This window comes from Vibrio sp. HS-50-1, assembly GCF_024747315.1.
GTDB lineage: Bacteria > Pseudomonadota > Gammaproteobacteria > Enterobacterales > Vibrionaceae > Vibrio > Vibrio diabolicus.
In genome coordinates, this window is the sequence record NZ_JAMPZF010000048.1 from 102,541 (window position 1) to 120,561 (window position 18,021).

Annotated in this window: 14 protein-coding genes and 1 pseudogene; 7 read left to right on the top strand and 8 right to left on the bottom strand. The window is 46.5% G+C overall.

What is annotated here, in order from left to right; all coding sequences use genetic code 11:
• Positions 1-13: 13 nt before the first annotated feature.
• From NDJ01_RS19820 to NDJ01_RS19835, 4 genes and pseudogenes are all read right to left on the bottom strand, one after another.
• Positions 14-554 (bottom strand): annotated as a pseudogene (locus NDJ01_RS19820) (YtfJ family protein).
• Positions 555-633: 79 nt separating this feature from the next.
• Positions 634-1,353 (bottom strand): carbonic anhydrase, encoded by a 720-nt coding sequence (locus NDJ01_RS19825; protein WP_258587197.1) that lies wholly within the window; start codon positions 1,351-1,353, stop codon positions 634-636.
• Between the two features lie 78 nt (positions 1,354-1,431).
• Complete coding sequence (locus NDJ01_RS19830) at positions 1,432-2,775, bottom strand: OmpP1/FadL family transporter (protein ID WP_258587198.1); 1,344 nt, start codon at positions 2,773-2,775, stop codon at positions 1,432-1,434.
• A gap of 715 nt (positions 2,776-3,490) precedes the next feature.
• The gene (locus NDJ01_RS19835) at positions 3,491-4,747 is read right to left on the bottom strand and encodes a type 2 secretion system lipase (RefSeq protein ID WP_005395362.1); all 1,257 of its coding nucleotides are present in this window, start codon (positions 4,745-4,747) and stop codon (positions 3,491-3,493) included.
• Positions 4,748-5,213: 466 nt separating this feature from the next.
• Between NDJ01_RS19835 and NDJ01_RS19840 the strand changes: the two genes are divergently transcribed.
• Together NDJ01_RS19840 and NDJ01_RS19845 are read left to right on the top strand one after the other, a co-directional pair.
• Positions 5,214-7,247, top strand: coding sequence for a S8 family serine peptidase (locus NDJ01_RS19840; RefSeq protein ID WP_046873865.1), 2,034 nt, complete (start codon positions 5,214-5,216; stop codon positions 7,245-7,247).
• A gap of 9 nt (positions 7,248-7,256) precedes the next feature.
• Positions 7,257-7,604 carry a hypothetical protein gene (locus NDJ01_RS19845; RefSeq protein WP_005395359.1) on the top strand — a complete coding sequence of 116 codons (348 nt, stop codon included), beginning with the start codon at positions 7,257-7,259 and terminating at the stop codon, positions 7,602-7,604.
• A 72-nt stretch (positions 7,605-7,676) separates the two neighbouring features.
• Here NDJ01_RS19845 and phnX read toward each other — a convergent pair whose 3' ends face one another.
• The 3 genes from phnX to phnW all read right to left on the bottom strand — a co-directional run bounded on the left by phnX (position 7,677) and on the right by phnW (position 11,080).
• Entirely contained in the window at positions 7,677-8,492 is an 816-nt protein-coding gene (gene phnX, locus NDJ01_RS19850; protein ID WP_258587199.1) for a phosphonoacetaldehyde hydrolase, read from the bottom strand.
• 78 nt (positions 8,493-8,570) lie between these two features.
• Positions 8,571-9,950: an aspartate aminotransferase family protein gene (locus NDJ01_RS19855; protein WP_258587200.1), complete on the bottom strand. Its 1,380-nt coding sequence runs from the start codon at positions 9,948-9,950 to the stop codon at positions 8,571-8,573.
• A 26-nt stretch (positions 9,951-9,976) separates the two neighbouring features.
• The gene (gene phnW / locus NDJ01_RS19860; RefSeq protein ID WP_041054152.1) at positions 9,977-11,080 is read right to left on the bottom strand and encodes a 2-aminoethylphosphonate--pyruvate transaminase; all 1,104 of its coding nucleotides are present in this window, start codon (positions 11,078-11,080) and stop codon (positions 9,977-9,979) included.
• A gap of 266 nt (positions 11,081-11,346) precedes the next feature.
• Between phnW and NDJ01_RS19865 the strand changes: the two genes are divergently transcribed.
• The 5 genes from NDJ01_RS19865 to NDJ01_RS19885 all read left to right on the top strand — a co-directional run bounded on the left by NDJ01_RS19865 (position 11,347) and on the right by NDJ01_RS19885 (position 17,390).
• Positions 11,347-12,357, top strand: a complete 1,011-nt coding sequence (locus NDJ01_RS19865) for a putative 2-aminoethylphosphonate ABC transporter substrate-binding protein (RefSeq protein ID WP_258587201.1) — start codon at positions 11,347-11,349, stop codon at positions 12,355-12,357.
• Between the two features lie 507 nt (positions 12,358-12,864).
• Entirely contained in the window at positions 12,865-13,971 is a 1,107-nt protein-coding gene (locus tag NDJ01_RS19870; protein ID WP_258587202.1) for a putative 2-aminoethylphosphonate ABC transporter ATP-binding protein, read from the top strand.
• Between the two features lie 8 nt (positions 13,972-13,979).
• Positions 13,980-15,704 (top strand): putative 2-aminoethylphosphonate ABC transporter permease subunit, encoded by a 1,725-nt coding sequence (locus tag NDJ01_RS19875; RefSeq protein ID WP_258587203.1) that lies wholly within the window; start codon positions 13,980-13,982, stop codon positions 15,702-15,704.
• A gap of 9 nt (positions 15,705-15,713) precedes the next feature.
• Positions 15,714-16,418 carry a phosphonate utilization transcriptional regulator PhnR gene (phnR, locus tag NDJ01_RS19880; protein WP_005442366.1) on the top strand — a complete coding sequence of 235 codons (705 nt, stop codon included), beginning with the start codon at positions 15,714-15,716 and terminating at the stop codon, positions 16,416-16,418.
• A 66-nt stretch (positions 16,419-16,484) separates the two neighbouring features.
• Positions 16,485-17,390, top strand: coding sequence for an EamA family transporter (locus tag NDJ01_RS19885; RefSeq protein WP_258587204.1), 906 nt, complete (start codon positions 16,485-16,487; stop codon positions 17,388-17,390).
• Between the two features lie 68 nt (positions 17,391-17,458).
• On the opposite strand, the gene NDJ01_RS19890 is transcribed toward NDJ01_RS19885, so the two are convergent.
• On the bottom strand, positions 17,459-18,010 hold the full coding sequence (locus NDJ01_RS19890) for a porin family protein (RefSeq protein WP_258587205.1): 552 nt from the start codon (positions 18,008-18,010) through the stop codon (positions 17,459-17,461).
• Positions 18,011-18,021 lie beyond the last annotated feature (11 nt).

Genomic DNA, 18,021 nt, shown 5'->3' on the forward strand with positions numbered 1-18,021 from the left:
CCTTACCTTAGGTTTAGATATTCTGTTTAATCAGTTCGATGACGTGTGTGACTTCGTCTTGAGTTAAAGCCCCTTCTTTCACGAATAAAACTTCGCCTTGTTTATTTTGTACGATAATCGCAGAACTTTCTTGCTGTAGATCCCAAGTTGTTGCTAATACGCCATTTTTGTCTAACACCATGGAAGACCAAGAGAATGTCTTTTTTGCTGTCCTCTGCCGACGATTTAACAAATGTACCGGTTCCCCATATGGCGTCTTCTTGGTTGATTACGGTTGTGGTCTGATACTGATCTTCAGGAAAGTGAGCGGCAGTGATTGCTGACATCAGCGGCGCGTTCATCTCTTTGGCTTTACTACGACCTGCAATGGCTTGTATCACACGGACTTTGCCTAACATCTGCTGAGTTGCCCAAGGTTGATAAGCCACATCGTCTCCTTGTAGCGTCATTTCGCCATAGGTATCAATGCTGACGGAAGGGGTGGTTTGACCGACAGAAAGGTTATGAGAGGGGGCGAGTGCGAGTAAGAGTGACAGAACAGATGGAGTTTTCATTGGGGGTTCCTGTAACGAAGTGAGGTTAGAGCGAATCAAAATAAGGGGCAAATACGATGCCCCTTATCGGATTTGGCGATTAGTTAGAAAGTACAACGCGCGCATTTAGCGGTTGCAGCGGACGATTGTTTTGTCCCATGACTTCCATCAGTTTCTCGGCTTGATCTTTGGATAAGGTTTGAGTGTCTTTAAGCACAAACCAGCGCACACCTTCTGAACATGGCGGTGTGGTTAAAGAGCCGTTAAATTTATAGTAGTTTGCAGTTTTTGGCAGTAAGTCGTTAATCTCAAACGTATCTTTAAAGAACGTGGTTTGATTCTCTTGTGGGATTGCGTTGATCAGTTTAGACAGCGCTGCGTTTTGATCGCCTGCATCAAACATCACCGAAATTACCGCCAACTCGCCGTCTGCGTTGGCGTGTACAAAGTGCGCTTCAAGTGGATATTGACGGCCTTTGATTTGGTTTTCTGAAGGTGTGTGGAAATGGAACTGTTGCAGCTCGAACGTCTCGCCATCGATGGTGAAGCTGTTACGTCCGTTCACTTGCGCTTGCAGCGTATGACCATTGTTGGTTAAACCAATGACCTGACCAGTGTACGAAAGGTTCAATGCTTCCAGTTTTGCATCGGCAGGGTTGTCGATGTTGATTGGGCTTTGGTTTTTTGTGGTAGCACAGTCTTTGGCGATTTCTCCCCAGTGCTCTGGCCCGTGTTTGTCATTGCCATAGCCCCATTCCGAAGCCTGAGCAGCGCTTAGAGTGAGAAGGGAGAGTGAAAAAGCAAGTAGTGTTTTGTTCATAATAATGTCTCTGTTCGGTCGCTTTGATAAGCGTTGTTACAAGGCAATGACCTAGAGGTTTGATCACTGCCTAACAAATTAGAAACGGTGGCTGAGTTGGGCACCAATTAGGAACGCATTTGAATGGGTCACGCCCGTCACCATCGGTGCAGGAACACCTTCATACGCGTACTCTTCTACGTTGACATCTTCACCAATCAAGTACGTCATGCCGATGTCAACCGTGGTATCTGATGACCATTGGTAAGAGGCCCCCGCGGATAACCAGTGACGGTTCGAATCTGGGATAGAAAGCGAAGTCAGCTCATCGACAGGTGTTTTGTCGAACATGTAACCCGTGCGAAGTGTCCAACGTTCATTGGCGTACCAAGTCGCACCGATGGAGTAGTGCGCGGAGTCTTGCCACTGAAAATCTTTTAGCAACTGATCATCAGCTTTCAAGCTGTCAAATGCTGACCAACCAATCCACTGCACAGAATAGTGCAGGGCAAATTTAGGTAAGACGCGGTGATAACCGGAAAACTCCGCAATATCCGGTAGCGGCATAGCAAGTGAGTCGTACGATTCGCCAGCAAATTGGATGTCGCCCTTGGCATCAATGTTAGGGCTGTGCTTGTAGCTTAAACCTAAGCGATGACGCTCGTTAAACTCGTACATCATGCCAATGTTCGCGCCAAGCCCAATGCCGCCAGCTTCCACATCAAGTGCGTTGCCTTTTACGGATCCACAGCGTTGTTCTAGTTCGTTTCCAAGTATGTTCCCACCAACGCAAACACCCACGTCCATATCGCGGTACAGCTCACCAGAGCCGTAAATCACATCAATACCACCACCGATACTAAAACGGTCGTTCACCTTGTATGCCAAGCTTGCGCCAAGGTTGACACTCTCTACGCTGGTGACACCGCCAAAAACAGGTGCGCCATAGTTTGGTTTAAACTCCATGTCGGTTCCGAAGTTGGAGTATGCCGATAAGCCTAGATACCAGTCGTCATTGATAGGGTGAATAAAGTAAAAATTGGGTACAACGGCTGGTTGACCGACGCCATCGACGTCATCAATGTCGGTCACGGTTTGAGAGAAGGACGGGGTAATGTCAACTTGAGGGGAAGGAGGAAAACCGCCCATACCAACATTGACATCCGCATTAATGTTAGCTCGATGATATTGCGCATTTTTAACGGTAACGTCAGGCTTGACGTAAGTGACACCGAACGATAAGGCATTTTGTTTAAACAGCGTCATCGCTGCGGCGTTGCGGCTGACTACAGACGCATTATCACCAATGACGGCATCACCAGCAAAAGCACGACCAAGACCCGTCGCAGAATGTTCGTTAATTTGAAAACCACCGGCATACGCCGTCGAGGAGGCTAACCCGATTAATAAATAAATCGGTGAAAGAGTTAATTGTCGCTGCATGTTTTTCTCATGAATTAATTAGAAGTTGTATTGCAACGAAAATCAGTAAAATAAACAAATCTGACCAGTGCATTTAGGAGTAAAACTAACAGTGTGCTGACAATAAGTAAATTTAACTTAATAAATATTTATTGTTGAATTTATTAATGCTTCATGGCGTGAATATAGTAGTTATTTTACGTGTAAATAAAATCCTGAACCTCTATTTTTATTTTTTTCGGTATTACTTCTCTATTTTTATTGTGCTGACTGTTCCCTAACAAATAGAGGGGCATCCAGCGATAAAGTGTCCGTGATGGAAACTCTGAGTCATTTGTATTTCCATTGCATCCCAACGTTGGTAGTTCGAATCAGCAAGAGAACTATCGTTTAAACCCACATGACACACTCCTCTCGGTCTTACCTGTGTTATGTGGGTATTTTTTATTTAACTTGCCACTTAACTCCTCTTTAAATGCATAATCAAAATGACCATGATGAAATTTAAATGGATTGCATGTTGAATAAGTTTAGATTTTACTGGTTTGCTGGTATTTAAAAGTTTTGTTTATAATACTTATAACTTGGAATTTTGTATTTTAATTATTGTTCATCTATATTTAAATATAAAAGTAGACTCATGTATATGAAAACAAAATGACCACGATATTTCGTGGCCATTTTTATCATCAAAGTATTTATGATGATTAAGAGTTTAACCTATAAGAAAGTCTTATTAAAAGCGAAACTCTTCTAAGTTATTGCTGCTTTCCAACATTTTTTCAGCAACATAACGATGCGTGGCTGTGGTTGGGTGAGTCACATCCCAGAACACAAACTTATCTGCGCCAGATGCCGCGCACTCTGAGCGTAATGAATGGGTGTACATGTAATCCACAGAAGATGAGCGGTTGATGTCCAGACAAGGATCACTTGCATTCACGAACCCGTGTTCTTCTGGTGCCGAGGTTAACGTCTCAAACAGCGCGTGCGTATCAAACAATGAAATGTTGTAACCTTGAGCTTTATAGTACATCGCTTGTGCTTTGATGAACTCGTTCATTTTCAATACTTTCGCGCGAATCGTTTCAATTTCTTCCTGCGTTGAGTATTTGAACTGTGGTGCTTTGGTTGCGTCTGGCAGTGTCATCAACATGAAGTTCTTCGCGCCCGCGTCTGTTAGACGAATCAGAGCTTCAGCGTAATCCGCTTTTACTTCCGGCACGCTACGGTTGTAGTTCATGAAATCATTTAAACCAAACTCCAACGTAAACAATGTGTTTGCTGGGTTGTAGTTTTTCGCCAGTTTTGTGTAGGTCAAGTAAGAAGAAACTTGTTCGCCGACACCTGTTAGCGCAATGTATTGGTTCTCACCTGCTGCGCCGCCAACTGCCCAGTTATAAAGCGGTAAGTTTTTGGCTTTAGCAACGTATTCCGTCCAAACAAAACCGTTCGAGAAGTGACCTAAGAACCAGCTGTTTGGGTTAGGGAAGCGCCATTGGGAAGCGTTAAAGATGTTGCCTGTATCAGATAAGCTGTCGCCCAAAGCCACTACTTTGTTGATTTGATCTGGTTGCATTGCAGCATCATTGCTCCAGATCGTGTGGTTATAAGAATAGCGATTGTCAGCAGCAAAAAACGTAATGTCTGCGTTCTCGTTCGCCAGATCTAGTGTTTCTTCACAGCGCTGGCGAATCACGTTTTGTGAAGTGTTGGTGTAGAACATGTTTTTAAATGAAACAGAGCTCCACCAATAACCGTCGATAGTGAAGTCACTACCATCTTGGTTTTTTGCCCATTTCCAGTCGGTAGCCGCATCATCCTTAGAGTGGCTCGTACGATACCAGCAGCGAACGTAAGTATAGGTTTGATTTTCTTGCGTGCTGACCACTTCAGACGCAGAAACCATTTCTGGTGATAATGTTGGCTCCTCTGCAACGGCAGAGGCAAGCGGAAGTAATGCAGTTAATAGTGTGATTGTTTTTTTCATCATTCACTCTTCTTGTAATGGTTATGGTTCCGAATACGTGAATACGCTCGGCTATAACAGTATTTAGATGAGAATTTTTCTCACTAAACCTTCTAATTCTGAGTAAATACTCAAGACAGTCAACAACTAAATATTCAATATTTCAGTTTTGGCACCACAGTCAAAAAATCCATTCAGCATAGCAATCGATTAAATACGTGTTATTTAGAATAATTACTCACTAACATTAATTTAACATGCACTTTTTGTTAATTAAGTGATTGCTTTATAAGGTTTTGTTTATGCTTTTTGATGTTAACTAAAAATGTTTATTGAATGATCTTTTGTACAAAGTTGTATATTCATGAAACAAATTGTTTGGCATTTTTGGCCTATAAACTATAGCTGAAGCTCTCATGCAAACATCATGGTGATGACTTTTCATGGGAATATAGTGAATAAAAATTAGCTCAAATAAGGAATAGGGCAAATGCACTACACAACAAGTAAAAAACAAGGCTTATTTTCGTTGTCTGCCGTAGCGATAGCACTGACCACTTCTATGTCAGCGTTTGCGGCTCCACCAATGGGATTTGATGAATCTAAGTTACCGACGAAGTACATCGTCAAATTCAAAGAAGATGCAGTCAGCCGATCTTCAATGGGTGGTAACTCATTTTGGGGACCACGAATCGCGCAGGAGTCTGTTTTACAACAGGTAAAGGCACGTAAGGTGGAAAAACTAGGTAATCGCGCCATTTACAGCGTTGAGTTGGATGGTGATGACTTAGAACCACTTCGTAATCGCAGTGATGTGGAATATGTCGAAGTCGATCCGCCTCGCTATTTGCTCAGCGAAACTACCCCGTGGGGTTATGAAGCGGTTAATGCTCAACAGTTAGACGACTTCAATGCTGGTAATCGCACTGTATGTATTATCGATTCAGGGTACGACATCTCGCACAACGACCTAAGCGGTAACCGTGTTGCAGGTACCAACGATAGTGGTACAGGATCATGGAGCGATCCGGGTAACAATAACGCCCACGGTACTCACGTAGCAGGTACTATCGCAGCGATTGCCAACACCGAAGGTGTAAAGGGAGTGATGCCAAACCAGAATGTGAATTTGCACATCGTGAAAGTATTTAACGAATCAGGTTGGGGTTACTCATCTGGGCTTGTTAAAGCGATCCAAACGTGTGCAGATAATGGTGCCAACGTTGTGAACATGAGTCTTGGTGGTAGTCAATCAAGCCGAACTGAGCAAAATGCACTGCAAAACATTTACGATCAAGGCGTTCTGCTAATCGCCGCAGCTGGTAATGACGGTAACACCGCACACAGCTACCCAGCTTCTTACGATTCAGTTATGTCTGTTGCTGCTGTCGATAACCAAAATGATCATGCGGCGTTCTCGCAATCTACTGATCAAGTTGAGATCTCTGGCCCAGGTGTGGCGATCTTATCAACGGTTACGGTAGGCGAAGGTAAACTTTCTGATATTACCTTGAATGGCGTAAGCCAATTTGATCGCGGCATTGTCCCTCACAATCGTTTGATCAATAACGGCTCTTCGTATGTGCCAGATCCAATCGCTGGTTCAGTAACAGCAATGCTAGATAGCTGTGATGTATCTGGCGGTAACTTTAACTGTGGTGATATGTCGGGCAAAATTTGTTTGACTGAACGTATTGGCAACCAGTCTTCAGGTAACTACCCAGAAGTGGATGCGGTTCAGGCTTGTTACAATGCGGGTGCGCGAGCGGCAATCGTATACAGCAACTCGGAACTACCTGGTTTACAAAACCCATTCTTGGTTGACACAAACAACGCTTATCGCATGGTTTCGGTGACGGTTGACCGTGCATTTGGTCAAGAGTTGCTGGGGTATGTAGGTCAAGAAATTACGGTTTCAACCACCTCTGGTGAAGATTACGAGTACTACAATGGTACATCGATGGCAACACCTCATGTAACTGGCGTAGCAGGCTTGGTGTGGAGTTACCACCCAACGTGTACAGCAGCGCAAGTACGTAATGCCCTAGTTCAAACGGCAACAGACATTGATGTCGCTGGACGAGACAACCGCACAGGTCACGGCCTAGTGAATGCGGAAGCGGCGAAACTATTCTTGGATGCGGGCTGTAACGGTCCTGACGGTGGCGGTAGCTCTTCGGACTCTAGCTTCTCAAACACCAGCCCTGTTGCGATTCCTGACAACAAATCTTCTGGCGCAATCAGCGCAGTAGATGTCGATCGCTCTGGTGATTCAGGTACAGTAAGTATTGACGTTGATATTAGCCACACTTACATCGGTGACCTACGAGTGACGCTAACTTCACCTACTGGTGGAGAAGTCGTGCTTCACGATAATACTGGCGGCAGCGCTAACGATATCAAGGCCACTTTCCAAGCGGATTTCTCTGGTTTTGAATCACAAGGTTCTTGGGAACTAAAAGCGGTAGACAGTGCCAGAAGAGACACAGGCACAATCAACAGTTGGACTCTGACTTTTCAATAAGGAGTGGCTATGAAGAAGTTGACCTTACTTTCTTTGTCTGCGGTGAGTGCTACCGCACTATTGGCAATCGGACTAAGCTCGGCCAGCTTGGCGAACAATCAAGGATTTCCGCTCGTGGATGAACGTTCTGAACAAGCTGAGCAACAACCTACGCGTTACTTTGTTAAGTATCACAAAGGGAAAGAGAGCGAAGTGAGAGCGCTTCTTCGTCAACATAACCTTAAAGTGGTTGATGCGTTGGTGAAGCAACAGGTACTGGTGGTGAGCGGCGAACAAGCTGACGTCGATAAGCTATCTGGTAACGAATCCGTTGAATACACCGAGCAAGAACCAACGAGAAAGTTGTTGTCTCAATAAGATAGCCTCAATATGAAAAACGCCCCTCACATGAGGGGCGTTTTGTTTTCACTTATTGGTGGAAGATGAAGATTACGGACGTTCACCTGCTGCTAGGCGACGTTCGATATCTGCCACCACTTCAGGGAAGTCTGCGATCGTATCGATAAGGTAGTGCGGCGAGCTCTTGAGCAGTTTTGCACGCGCTTTTTCACGAGCGACATTAAGCGTTGCTTCGTCCGCGGCTTTGTATTCTTCAAACGTCAGACCCGCTTCGTTACCAGAAAGCAACAGACCAACGGTCCACATACCGGCGTTGTGACCTTCATCGATGCCCGGTGCTGCGTCATCCACTTTAATACACGCGTTAACGTCAGTTACGTTCAGCTCAATCACGTTTTTCAGTGTCATAAATGGTGCTGGGCGACCACCTTGTGGTAGGTCATCCGTTGCTACCACGTAATCTGGTTTATAGCCGTAATCCGCTGCCACTGGAATCAGTACGTCCATCACTTCGCGAGGGTAACCAGAACAAGAACCGATCTTGATGCCTTTGTCTTTCAGACCGTTCACAACTTCAATTGCATTGAGAATTGGCTCGGCATGGTCAGCCACTTTTGCTTTTTGCAGAGGCATAAAAGCTGCGTAGATAGTGTCGATGTCTTCGCTGGTCATTGAGCGACCAAACTTCTCATTCCAACGCTGATCAACCGCAGGGATACGACCCACAGCTTGGATGTGATCCCACTTACCAAGTCCCATTGGTTCGCGCGCTTCTTCAAGGTCGATTTCAAAATCAAAGCCTTGTTTGAATGCTTCCACAAAGATGCTGGTTGGCGCAAAAGAGCCGAAATCGACGATAGTGCCAGCCCAGTCAAAGATCACTGCTTGAATTGGTGAGTTGTTCATGTTCAATCCTTTTTTGCTTGCCAGAGCGCTTGCCTACACGTTGGAACTGCGCTCTGGATAAATTGGTTTTTGTTGAAGTTAGAAGTAGTTAAAGTCGTTACACACTTTGGCGATCGATTCTTCGAAGATCGCCAACGCTTCTGTCAGTTGTTCGCGAGTGATGACCAGCGGTGGGCTGAGTTGAATCACATTGCCTTGCGACACCTTGAAGCTCACGCCATTGTTGAGGCATTGGTACAACGCAGCTTCCGCTTCGTCATACGCACGCGCTTTGCTTTCGTGGTCAGTGACCAGTTCAATGCCCCACAACATGCCGATGCCACGAACATCACCAATCACAGGGTACTTGGCTTTCATCTCTAGCAGCTTTTCACGCATGAACTGGCTGTCGGCTTTGGCTTTATCTAGCAAGCCGTCTTGCTCAATGGCTTCCATGGTTGCCAGTGCTGCAGCACAACCGATAGGGCTTTTCTCATGAGTGTAGTGACCCATGGAGATTTGCTCGGCGGTGTTGTATTTGTCTTTGGTTACCATGGCTGCGATAGGCACTAAGCCTCCGCCCAAACCTTTACCAATGCAGAGCATATCTGGCTCGATGTCGTAGGCTTGGTAGGTAAACCATTCACCGCTGCGACCCATGCCGTTAGGGATGTCGTCGATGATCAGCATGACATTGTGTTTGTCACAGATTTCGCGAATGCGTTTCCAGTAGGCTTTGCTCGGCACTTGTACGTCGGTATTACGAACTGCCTCTGCGATAAACGCGCCCACGCCGCCTTCTTTCTCAATCACGTATTCAAGGTAGTCGGCGTAATGCACGTCGCTGCCGTCCGCGACAGGGAAAGCACCTCGGTAAGACACCGCTGGTGGGATGTGTTCAACACCTGCCATTAATGGTCCCATGCCTTGGCGGAAACACGCTTCGCCGCCCACTGAGATGGCATCCAACGATGCGCCGTGGAAGGAATCCCACAGAGACACCACCTTGTAGTTGCCCGTGATGTGGCGCGCTAGTTTAAGTGCCATGCCAACCGCAGAGGTGCCACCCGGAGCAAACAGCACGCGGTTCAATTCGCCGCCACAGATTTGGGTGAGCTTTTCGGCACATTCAATCGCGGTTTCATTGGTAAAACGACGTGGTGAAAACGGCAGTTTGGCAATTTGCTCTTGCACACGTTTAATCACATGCGGATGACCGTAGCCCAGCTGATGGACGTTATTGCCATGGAAGTCCATGTACTTTTTACCGGTAGCATCTTGGATGTAGATGCCTTCTGCTGCTTCCAAGGTATCTAAGCAAGGCGTCGACATGGCTTGATGAAGAAAGACCTGCGAATCACGCTTCAACAAGGCTTGCGTGCGTTCATCGTCCATCGATGCATTCCAAGCTTGGCGCGCTGGTGTCGTGTTGACATCACCTTCGCTGCGGAAATGAGTCGGTTTGATATTCTGAGTCATAATGCGCTCTCAATCAGAAGGCTGCTTTACGCAACTTGCCAGTACATTGCTTTTTCAATCGCACCGATTAAGCGCTCGATATCTGCTGGGTAAACTTCGCCAATGTTGCCGATACGGAAGCAATCTGCGTTCGATACCTTACCCGGATAAATCACGAAGCCCTGCTCTTTCAAACGTGTGTAGAACGCTTTGAACTGGTAATCACTGTGCGTCGGAGAGTAGAAAGAAGTGATGATTGGCGAGTGAAGGTCATCACTCAGTAGCGGTTCGAAACCCAGAGAACGCATACCTGCAACCAGTGTTTTCTGGTTAGTTTGGTAGCGGTTATGACGAGCCTCAATGCCCCCTTCTTGTTCCAGTTCTAGCAATGCTTGGTAGAAAGCGCGAACTGTGTGCGTTGGAGACGTGAAACGCCATTTGCCGTGGTTCACTTCCATGCAGTGCCACTGGTCGTAAAGATCAAGGCTCAAAGAACGTGCCTGACCTTGGCACTTTTCGAGCTCAGTTTGCTTCGCAATCACAAAGCCAAAACCCGGTACGCCTTGAATACATTTGTTCGCTGAGCTGATCATAAAATCGATGCCCAGCTCTGCGATATCGATAGGAATGCCACCAAAGCTCGACATGGCATCGAGAATCACGACTTTACCGTGTGCTTTTGCCGCAGAAGCAAATGCCTCAATTGGGTTAAGCATGCCAGTGGTTGTCTCACAGTGAACAATTGCCACGTGTGTGATAGCAGGATCCGATGCCAATGCAGTTTCCACCTCGTTCAAGTGTGGCTGTGATGTTTCGCCTGGGGAAACTACATGGCATGGAATATTTAGGTAATCAGCGATCTGAGCGATACGCGCACCGTAAGCACCGTTGTCGACAACCAACAATTTTCCATCTTTGCCAATGGCGCTGCCAATCGTCGCTTCTACTGATGCGGTGCCGCTACCTTGCATTAGTACGCTGGTGTAGCCGTTTTGCTCCGTCGCCAGTTTTACAAGCTTAGTGCGGATCACTTCTACAATGTCTTTGTTGTATTCATCATCCCAAGTACACCAGTCTTTTAGCATGGCTTCACGTACTGTTTCAGAAGTAGATAGAGGACCTGGAGTCAGTAGTAGGTATTCGTTTTTCATCTCGATTTCCATCAGAATAGGCCAATTGGTCTACACCAAATTTCAAGTTCACTCTAGCGAGGAAGAAAAGGGCAGTAAATAGGCGAATATCCAATTTCATAAAACTTTAATATCCAGAAAATGGCGGATCAATTGAACGATTATTCATCGCAAATTTTCGTAAAACTGCCATTTAATGGTCATGATTTCGTCACAAAGGCTCAGTAGGGTGGTTATCGTCAACTGGTACAGACCAAATTAAAACTTAGCCAAATTAACTGGAGAAAATGATGAAAAACCGTTTGATGAAAGGATCGCTGGCTGCACTTGTCTCTCTGCTAGCTACGAATGCAATGGCAGCACAGGAAGTCACGGTTTACACCGCTTTCGAAACTGACATTCTTGCTAAATACAAGTCTGCGTTTGAGAAAGATAACCCAGATATCAAGATTAAGTGGGTTCGCGATTCCACCGGTATCATGACGACGAAATTGCTGGCAGAAAAGAACAACCCTCAAGCGGAAGTGGTTTGGGGTCTGGCTGGCTCGTCAATGGCACTGCTTAAAGATGAAGGTCTTCTTAAGCCTTACACACCAAAAGGTTTGGAAGAGCTGCACGCGAACCTAAACGACCCTCAATCAAACCAAGCTTGGTTTGGTAACGATGCGTTCTTTAACGCAGTTTGTTTCAACGAAGCGGTAGCGAAACAACTTAACCTACCGAAACCAACGTCTTGGGAAGACCTAACAAAGCCGGTTTACAAAGGTCACATTGCAATGCCGAACCCAGCGTCTTCAGGTACTGGCTACATGCAGGTTTCTGCTTGGCTACAAAACATGGGTGAAGATCAGGCATGGAACTACATGCGTGACCTAGATAAGAACATTGCACACTACACGCACTCTGGTTCTAAGCCATGTGTTCAAGCGGGTATGGGTGAAGTGGCTATCGGTATTTCGATGGCGAGCCGCGGCGCGAAGCTGAAAACACAAGGTGCACCACTAGCGGTTATCACACCAAAAGGCATCGGCTGGGAATCAGAAGCGGTTGGTCTAGTAAAAGAGTCGGATGCAGCGAAGCGCGTTGTCGACTGGTCAATCTCTAAAGCGGCAAACGAGCTTTACGTAGAAATGTACCCAGTGGTTGCACATAAAGAAGTGAAAGCGACCGTGTCTAACTTCCCGAACGTTCAAGAGAACATGGCGAAGATGGACTTCGCGCAAATGGGTAGCAAGCGTGCAGAGATTCTAGCGGCATGGTCTGAGAAATTTGACGCGAAATCAGAGCCAAAGTCTTAATTGAATTTGCTTTGAGTTGAATGCTGAAATCCACCTCGGTTGAGGTGGATTTTTTGTTTTCTATGTTATTTCAGAGTTTGTTGAAAGTAGATTCCTAGTCTCACCTAGGTTCGCTGGAATGACGGACTTAAGAAAGTTGGGAGCTTCTATCCGCACTCACAACGTCATTCTCGAGAGCGACGAAGGAGTGAGTCGGGAATCTCAGAATATAGTGCTTGTAAGAGATTCCGGATGGCTCGCTTAGGCTCGTCCGGAATGACGATCTTAAGTATATGGAGTGAAGGTCAAAACTTGTCGTTCTGAGCCGCGAATGTGATTTCAGAATTTATGAACCACACTCATCACGTCATTCTCGAGAGTGACGAAGGAGCGAGTCGGGAATCTCTAATTGTCACGTAAACAAACTTCGCTTCCCTTCATCTATTTGTCATCTTCTGGCTATAAATTTGTCATTGGAACGTAACACTCCCAAATTAAGGTTGGTATATACCATTTGGAGCGTGTGTTATGTCAACTAACCAACATTACCTAAATATTGAAAATGTAGTGAAGCAATTCGGACAGTTCACTGCATTAAAGAAAATCTCGCTAGCGATTGAAAAGGGCGAGTTCGTTTGTTTTCTTGGTCCTTCTGGCTGCGGTAAAACCACTCTACTACGTGCCATTGCAGGTTTAGACTTGCCAACGTCTGGTGCGATTTTTCAAAACGGTCAAGAGACCACATTCCTACCACCAGAGAAGCGCGATTTCGGGATCGTATTCCAATCTTACGCGCTGTTTCCGAACCTAACTGTGCAAGAGAACATTGCAGTGGGTTTGAAGAACCAAGGTATGTCGACCAAAGAAGCGTTAGAGAAAGTAGATTACTGGCTAGAAACCATTGGTCTTCCAACCTCTGGAGAGAAATTCCCTAACCAACTTTCTGGTGGTCAGCAGCAGCGTGTTGCTTTGGCTCGTGCATTGGCGCTATCTCCGGGTCTACTGCTACTTGATGAGCCGCTGTCAGCGCTGGATGCAAAAGTACGTGTTCACTTACGTGATGAGATTTGCAAGCTGCAACGTAAGCTGGGCATCACCACCATCATGGTTACGCACGATCAGGACGAAGCATTATCGATGGCGGATCGTATCGTGGTAATGAACCATGGTGTGATTGAGCAAGTTGGCACACCTCAAGAAATCTACCAACAACCAGCTACGCGCTTTGTCGCTGAGTTTGTCGGCAGCATGAACTTTATTGAAACCTCAGTAGCTACGGACTCCCAAGTACGCATTGCCGAAACCTTGATGCCAGCGCCAAGCTTGACCAATCGTAAGATCCAACGTGGTGACCGCTTCGACCTTGCGGTGCGTCCTGAAAGCATCAAGTTCGTTGAAAGCTATACCAACTCTCTCCCAGTGCGAGTTACGGCTACCGAGTTTCTGGGGGCGTTTTTCCGCATTGATTGCGTATTGCAAAACGACAGCTCAACGAAAACCATCGTAGTGGATGTGCCTGTGGAAACGGTTCAAAAACTCAATATCAAGGCGGGCGATGTACGTTACATCCAGTTTGCTGAAGAAGGGCTGCATGGTTACGCCGTGCCCTCGGTTGATAAAGCGCTAGCAGCGTAGGTGTAAACATGGATGCGAAGACAATGACGATGAATAGCCTGACCACACAAGACAAAGCAAAATCCTTACTCGGACGTGTTAGCCGCGACAACCTTGTGTTGTTTGGTTTGCTCGCTGGTTTGTCGACCATGATGGTGTTGTTCATCTTAATGCCGCTTTGGGCAATGTTGACCAAGAGTGTGCAAAATGCCAATGGCGAATTTGTCGGTCTGGCAAACTTTGCGACGTACTTTTCCTCTTCAAGCTTGTGGGTGTCGGTGGGCAACACCTTCACTTTGGGCGTGATAGTGACCTCGGTAGTGGGTGTGCTTGCGTTTGGCTATGCCTACGCGCTGACTCGTTCATGCATGCCATTTAAAGGTTTGTTTCAAATCCTAGGCACTGCGCCAATTCTTGCGCCTTCGTTGTTGCCGGCGATCAGTTTGATCTTCCTTTTCGGTAATCAAGGCATTGCCAAAGAGATGCTGTTAGGAAACTCGATTTACGGCGTGATTGGTATCTCGATGGGTTTGATTTTCTGGACATTCCCTCATGCATTGATGATTTTGACCACTTCGCTGCGCACTTCAGATGCCCGTTTGTATGAAGCTGCCCGCGCACTTAAAACATCGCCCATCAAAACCTTCTTTATGGTTACGCTACCTGCGGCGAAATACGGTTTGATCAGTACGCTTATCGTCGTCTTTACACTGGTTATCACGGACTTTGGTGTGCCGAAAGTGATTGGTGGCAGCTACAACGTTCTGGCGACTGACATCTTCAAGCAAGTCGTGGGACAGCAAAACTTTGCCATGGGGGCGGTGACCAGCATTATGTTGTTATTTCCTGCGGTAATGGCGTTCGGCGCAGACCGCTGGGTACAGAAAAAGCAAAAGAGCTTATTTGACACTCGCTCGGTGCCTTATCAGCCAGAACCTAACAAAGCGCGCGACAGCATCTGTTTGGTTTACTGCAGCATCATTTCTATCGCAGTGCTGGCTGTGCTTGGCATGGCGGTGTATGGCTCGTTAGTTACGTTCTGGCCTTGGAACAAAGCGTTGACGCTAAACAATTACAACTTTACTGAAATGAGCACTTACGGTTGGAGCCCATTCTTCAACTCGCTAACGCTGGCAGGCTGGACGGCAGTGATCGGTACAGCCATTATCTTTGTCGGTGCTTACTGCATTGAGAAAGGGCGTGCGTTTGGTCCAATTCGTCAGGTGATGCAAATGCTCAGCGTGGTGCCAATGGCGGTTCCTGGTATGGTGCTTGGCTTGGGTTACATCTTTTACTTCAACGATGCGAACAATCCTCTGAACGTGCTTTATGGCACCATGGCATTCTTGGTGATTAACACGGTAGTGCATTACTACACCGTGGGTCACATGACCGCCCTGACAGCGCTAAAGCAGTTGCCATCGGAGATTGAAGCCACAGCAGCATCGGTGAAGCTTCCTCAGTACAAGTTGTTCTTTAAAGTGACATTACCTGTGTGTTTACCTGCGATTTTGGACATTGCGACTTACTTGTTTGTTAATGCATTGACCACCACTTCTGCGGTAGTATTCCTTTACTCAACTGATACGATTCCGGCTTCGGTCTCGATTCTGAATATGGACGATGCAGGTCAAACTGGCGCTGCAGCGGCAATGGCTGTGATGATCATGATGGCTGCCGCAATTGCGAAGATTGTTCAGATGACTTTGGGTAAATTGTTAGAGAATCGCACACAAGCTTGGCGCAAAAGATAAGGACACTTCGTGCAATACGTAAAAATTAAAGATTCGATTGTTGAACAGATTGAAGCGGGCATGCTATCGCCGCGTCAAAAACTGCCAGCAGAGCGTAAGTTGGCGGAGTCGTTCGATACTACACGCGTCACTCTGCGTGAAGCTTTATCACTGCTGGAAGCGGAAGGTCGAATCTATCGCGAAGATCGCCGAGGTTGGTTTATCTCACCTGAGCCATTGCGTTACGACCCAACCCAAACGCTGAACTTCCCGAACATGGCGAAAGCGCAAAATCGAGTGCCAAAAACGGAGTTGGTCGCAGCAAAAGGGACGCTGGCAAACAAACAAGCCGCGCGCTTGTTGGACTTGCAGCCTTTCTCGGATGTGTATCGAGTCGACCGTGTGCGATACCTTGAAGACAGACCTGTGGTCTTCGTAACAAACTACATTCGCCCAGAGCTGTTTCCGAACCTGTTGGACTACGATTTATCAAATTCACTGACGGACATTTATCGCGATCATTATGGCGTGACGTATCAAAAGATTCGCTACCGCATTTCAACCAGTACTTTGTTGGGTGAAATGGCTCAAGCATTGCGCGCGACAGCCGGCACGCCAGCGATGGTGGTGGAGCGCATCAACTACAACCAACACGGTGAGTTGATTGATTGCGATATCGAGTATTGGCGACACGATGCCATCAGCATTGAATCTCTGGCGGAACTCAATCGTTAAGTGGATTTTCTCATTATCTAAGGCTCCATCTCGGGGCCTTTCTTTTATTCAGACAGGAACATTGAAATGGATTTGTTGGCGATTGGTCTCGTCGTTTTCTCTGCTGTTCTTCATGCGGGCTGGAATATCCTTGGCAAAAGCAACTCTGGGTCAGGGCTCGCGTTTACCATGGCCGCCAGCTTTTCTGCCTGTGCCATTCTTACCCCTTATTTGATTTGGTATTTGGCAACCATTGGCTGGACATCATTACCGAGTGAGTTTTGGGGATTGCTGTTCATTAGCGGCATTTCACAAATGGTTTATCTGGTTGGTTTGATTGTCGCTTATAAGCACGCTGATGTGGGGGTGGTTTATCCGATTGCTCGGGCACTGCCTGTGATGATGGTCGGCGCAATCAGTGTTGCATTGGGACATGAATTATCCAGTCAGCAGTGGCTTGGATTCTTGCTGATTACCCTTGGTTGTATGCTGGTACCACTGACGAATTTTCGTCAAATGACATTTGGCTCTTATTTGAATGTCGGTGTGTTCTGGGCATTAATTGCCGCAATAGGCACAACGGGTTACTCCGTGGTTGATAAAGAAGCGCTGAGTTTACTCACAGGGCAAGCGTCAGAGATCTTGAATGATCAGTACAGTGCAATCTTCTATTTGGGCGTGCAGTTTTGGGCAATTGGTATTCCTGCCCTTGTGTGGTGTTTGGTTACAGGCAAACCAGATGAGATTAAGACAGTCTGGCATATCCGCAAAACAGCCAGCATGGCAGGGGTAATGATGGCATCCACCTACGGTTTGGTACTGTTTGCGATGACCATGACAGACAACGTGAGCTTGGTCGTAGCACTAAGGCAAATCAGCATTGTGTTTGGATTGTTTATGGGGATTTGGTTTCTGTCTGAGAAATGGTATCTCACCCGAGGGCTTGGCGTTACTTCTATCGTGGCGGGGATCATTCTCGCGCTTACGTATTGACCTATATTCACGAAAAAAGGCAGCGAATGAGCCTCTCGCTGCCTTTTGTATTAACTTGTAAGCCTTGTTTAAAAACGCAGTTGCGCACCAAACATCACACCGCTAGAGTCAAAATCGCTGTTTTTTGAGTACACATATTCTGCATTCAAACCAAAGTGTTTATAGCTCCAGCCGATACCGCCAGCCGCTTCACCTCCGACACTTGAGTGTTCGATGTTCTTGCTCTGACCGTTCACTTTATAAGTGTATTCGAGAGTGTAGAGAGTGACACCTGCCTTGCCGTACAGTTCGAAACCTGAACCCAGAGGATAGCTAGCATAGCCACTCAAGCGAGGCCCGGAGAAGCTCGTATTGGTGACTTCTGAAATCGGACTCACGAGTATCGAGCCGATACCGTCAAACGCGCCTTTATAACCTGCTTCGATACCAAAGTTATGTGTTGGCATGTAGCGGTAATATATTTCACCTAAGAACATGTCGCCTGATTCTTTGCTTGTCGGAGCATCGTAGTTCACATCGCCATAGCCAATGTTTGTACCTATGATGTGCTCACTGGTTTCTGCATTGGCTGACAAAGAAAAAGCCGACAACACTAAAGCAGTAATGAATGAATAACGCATGAACGCTTCTC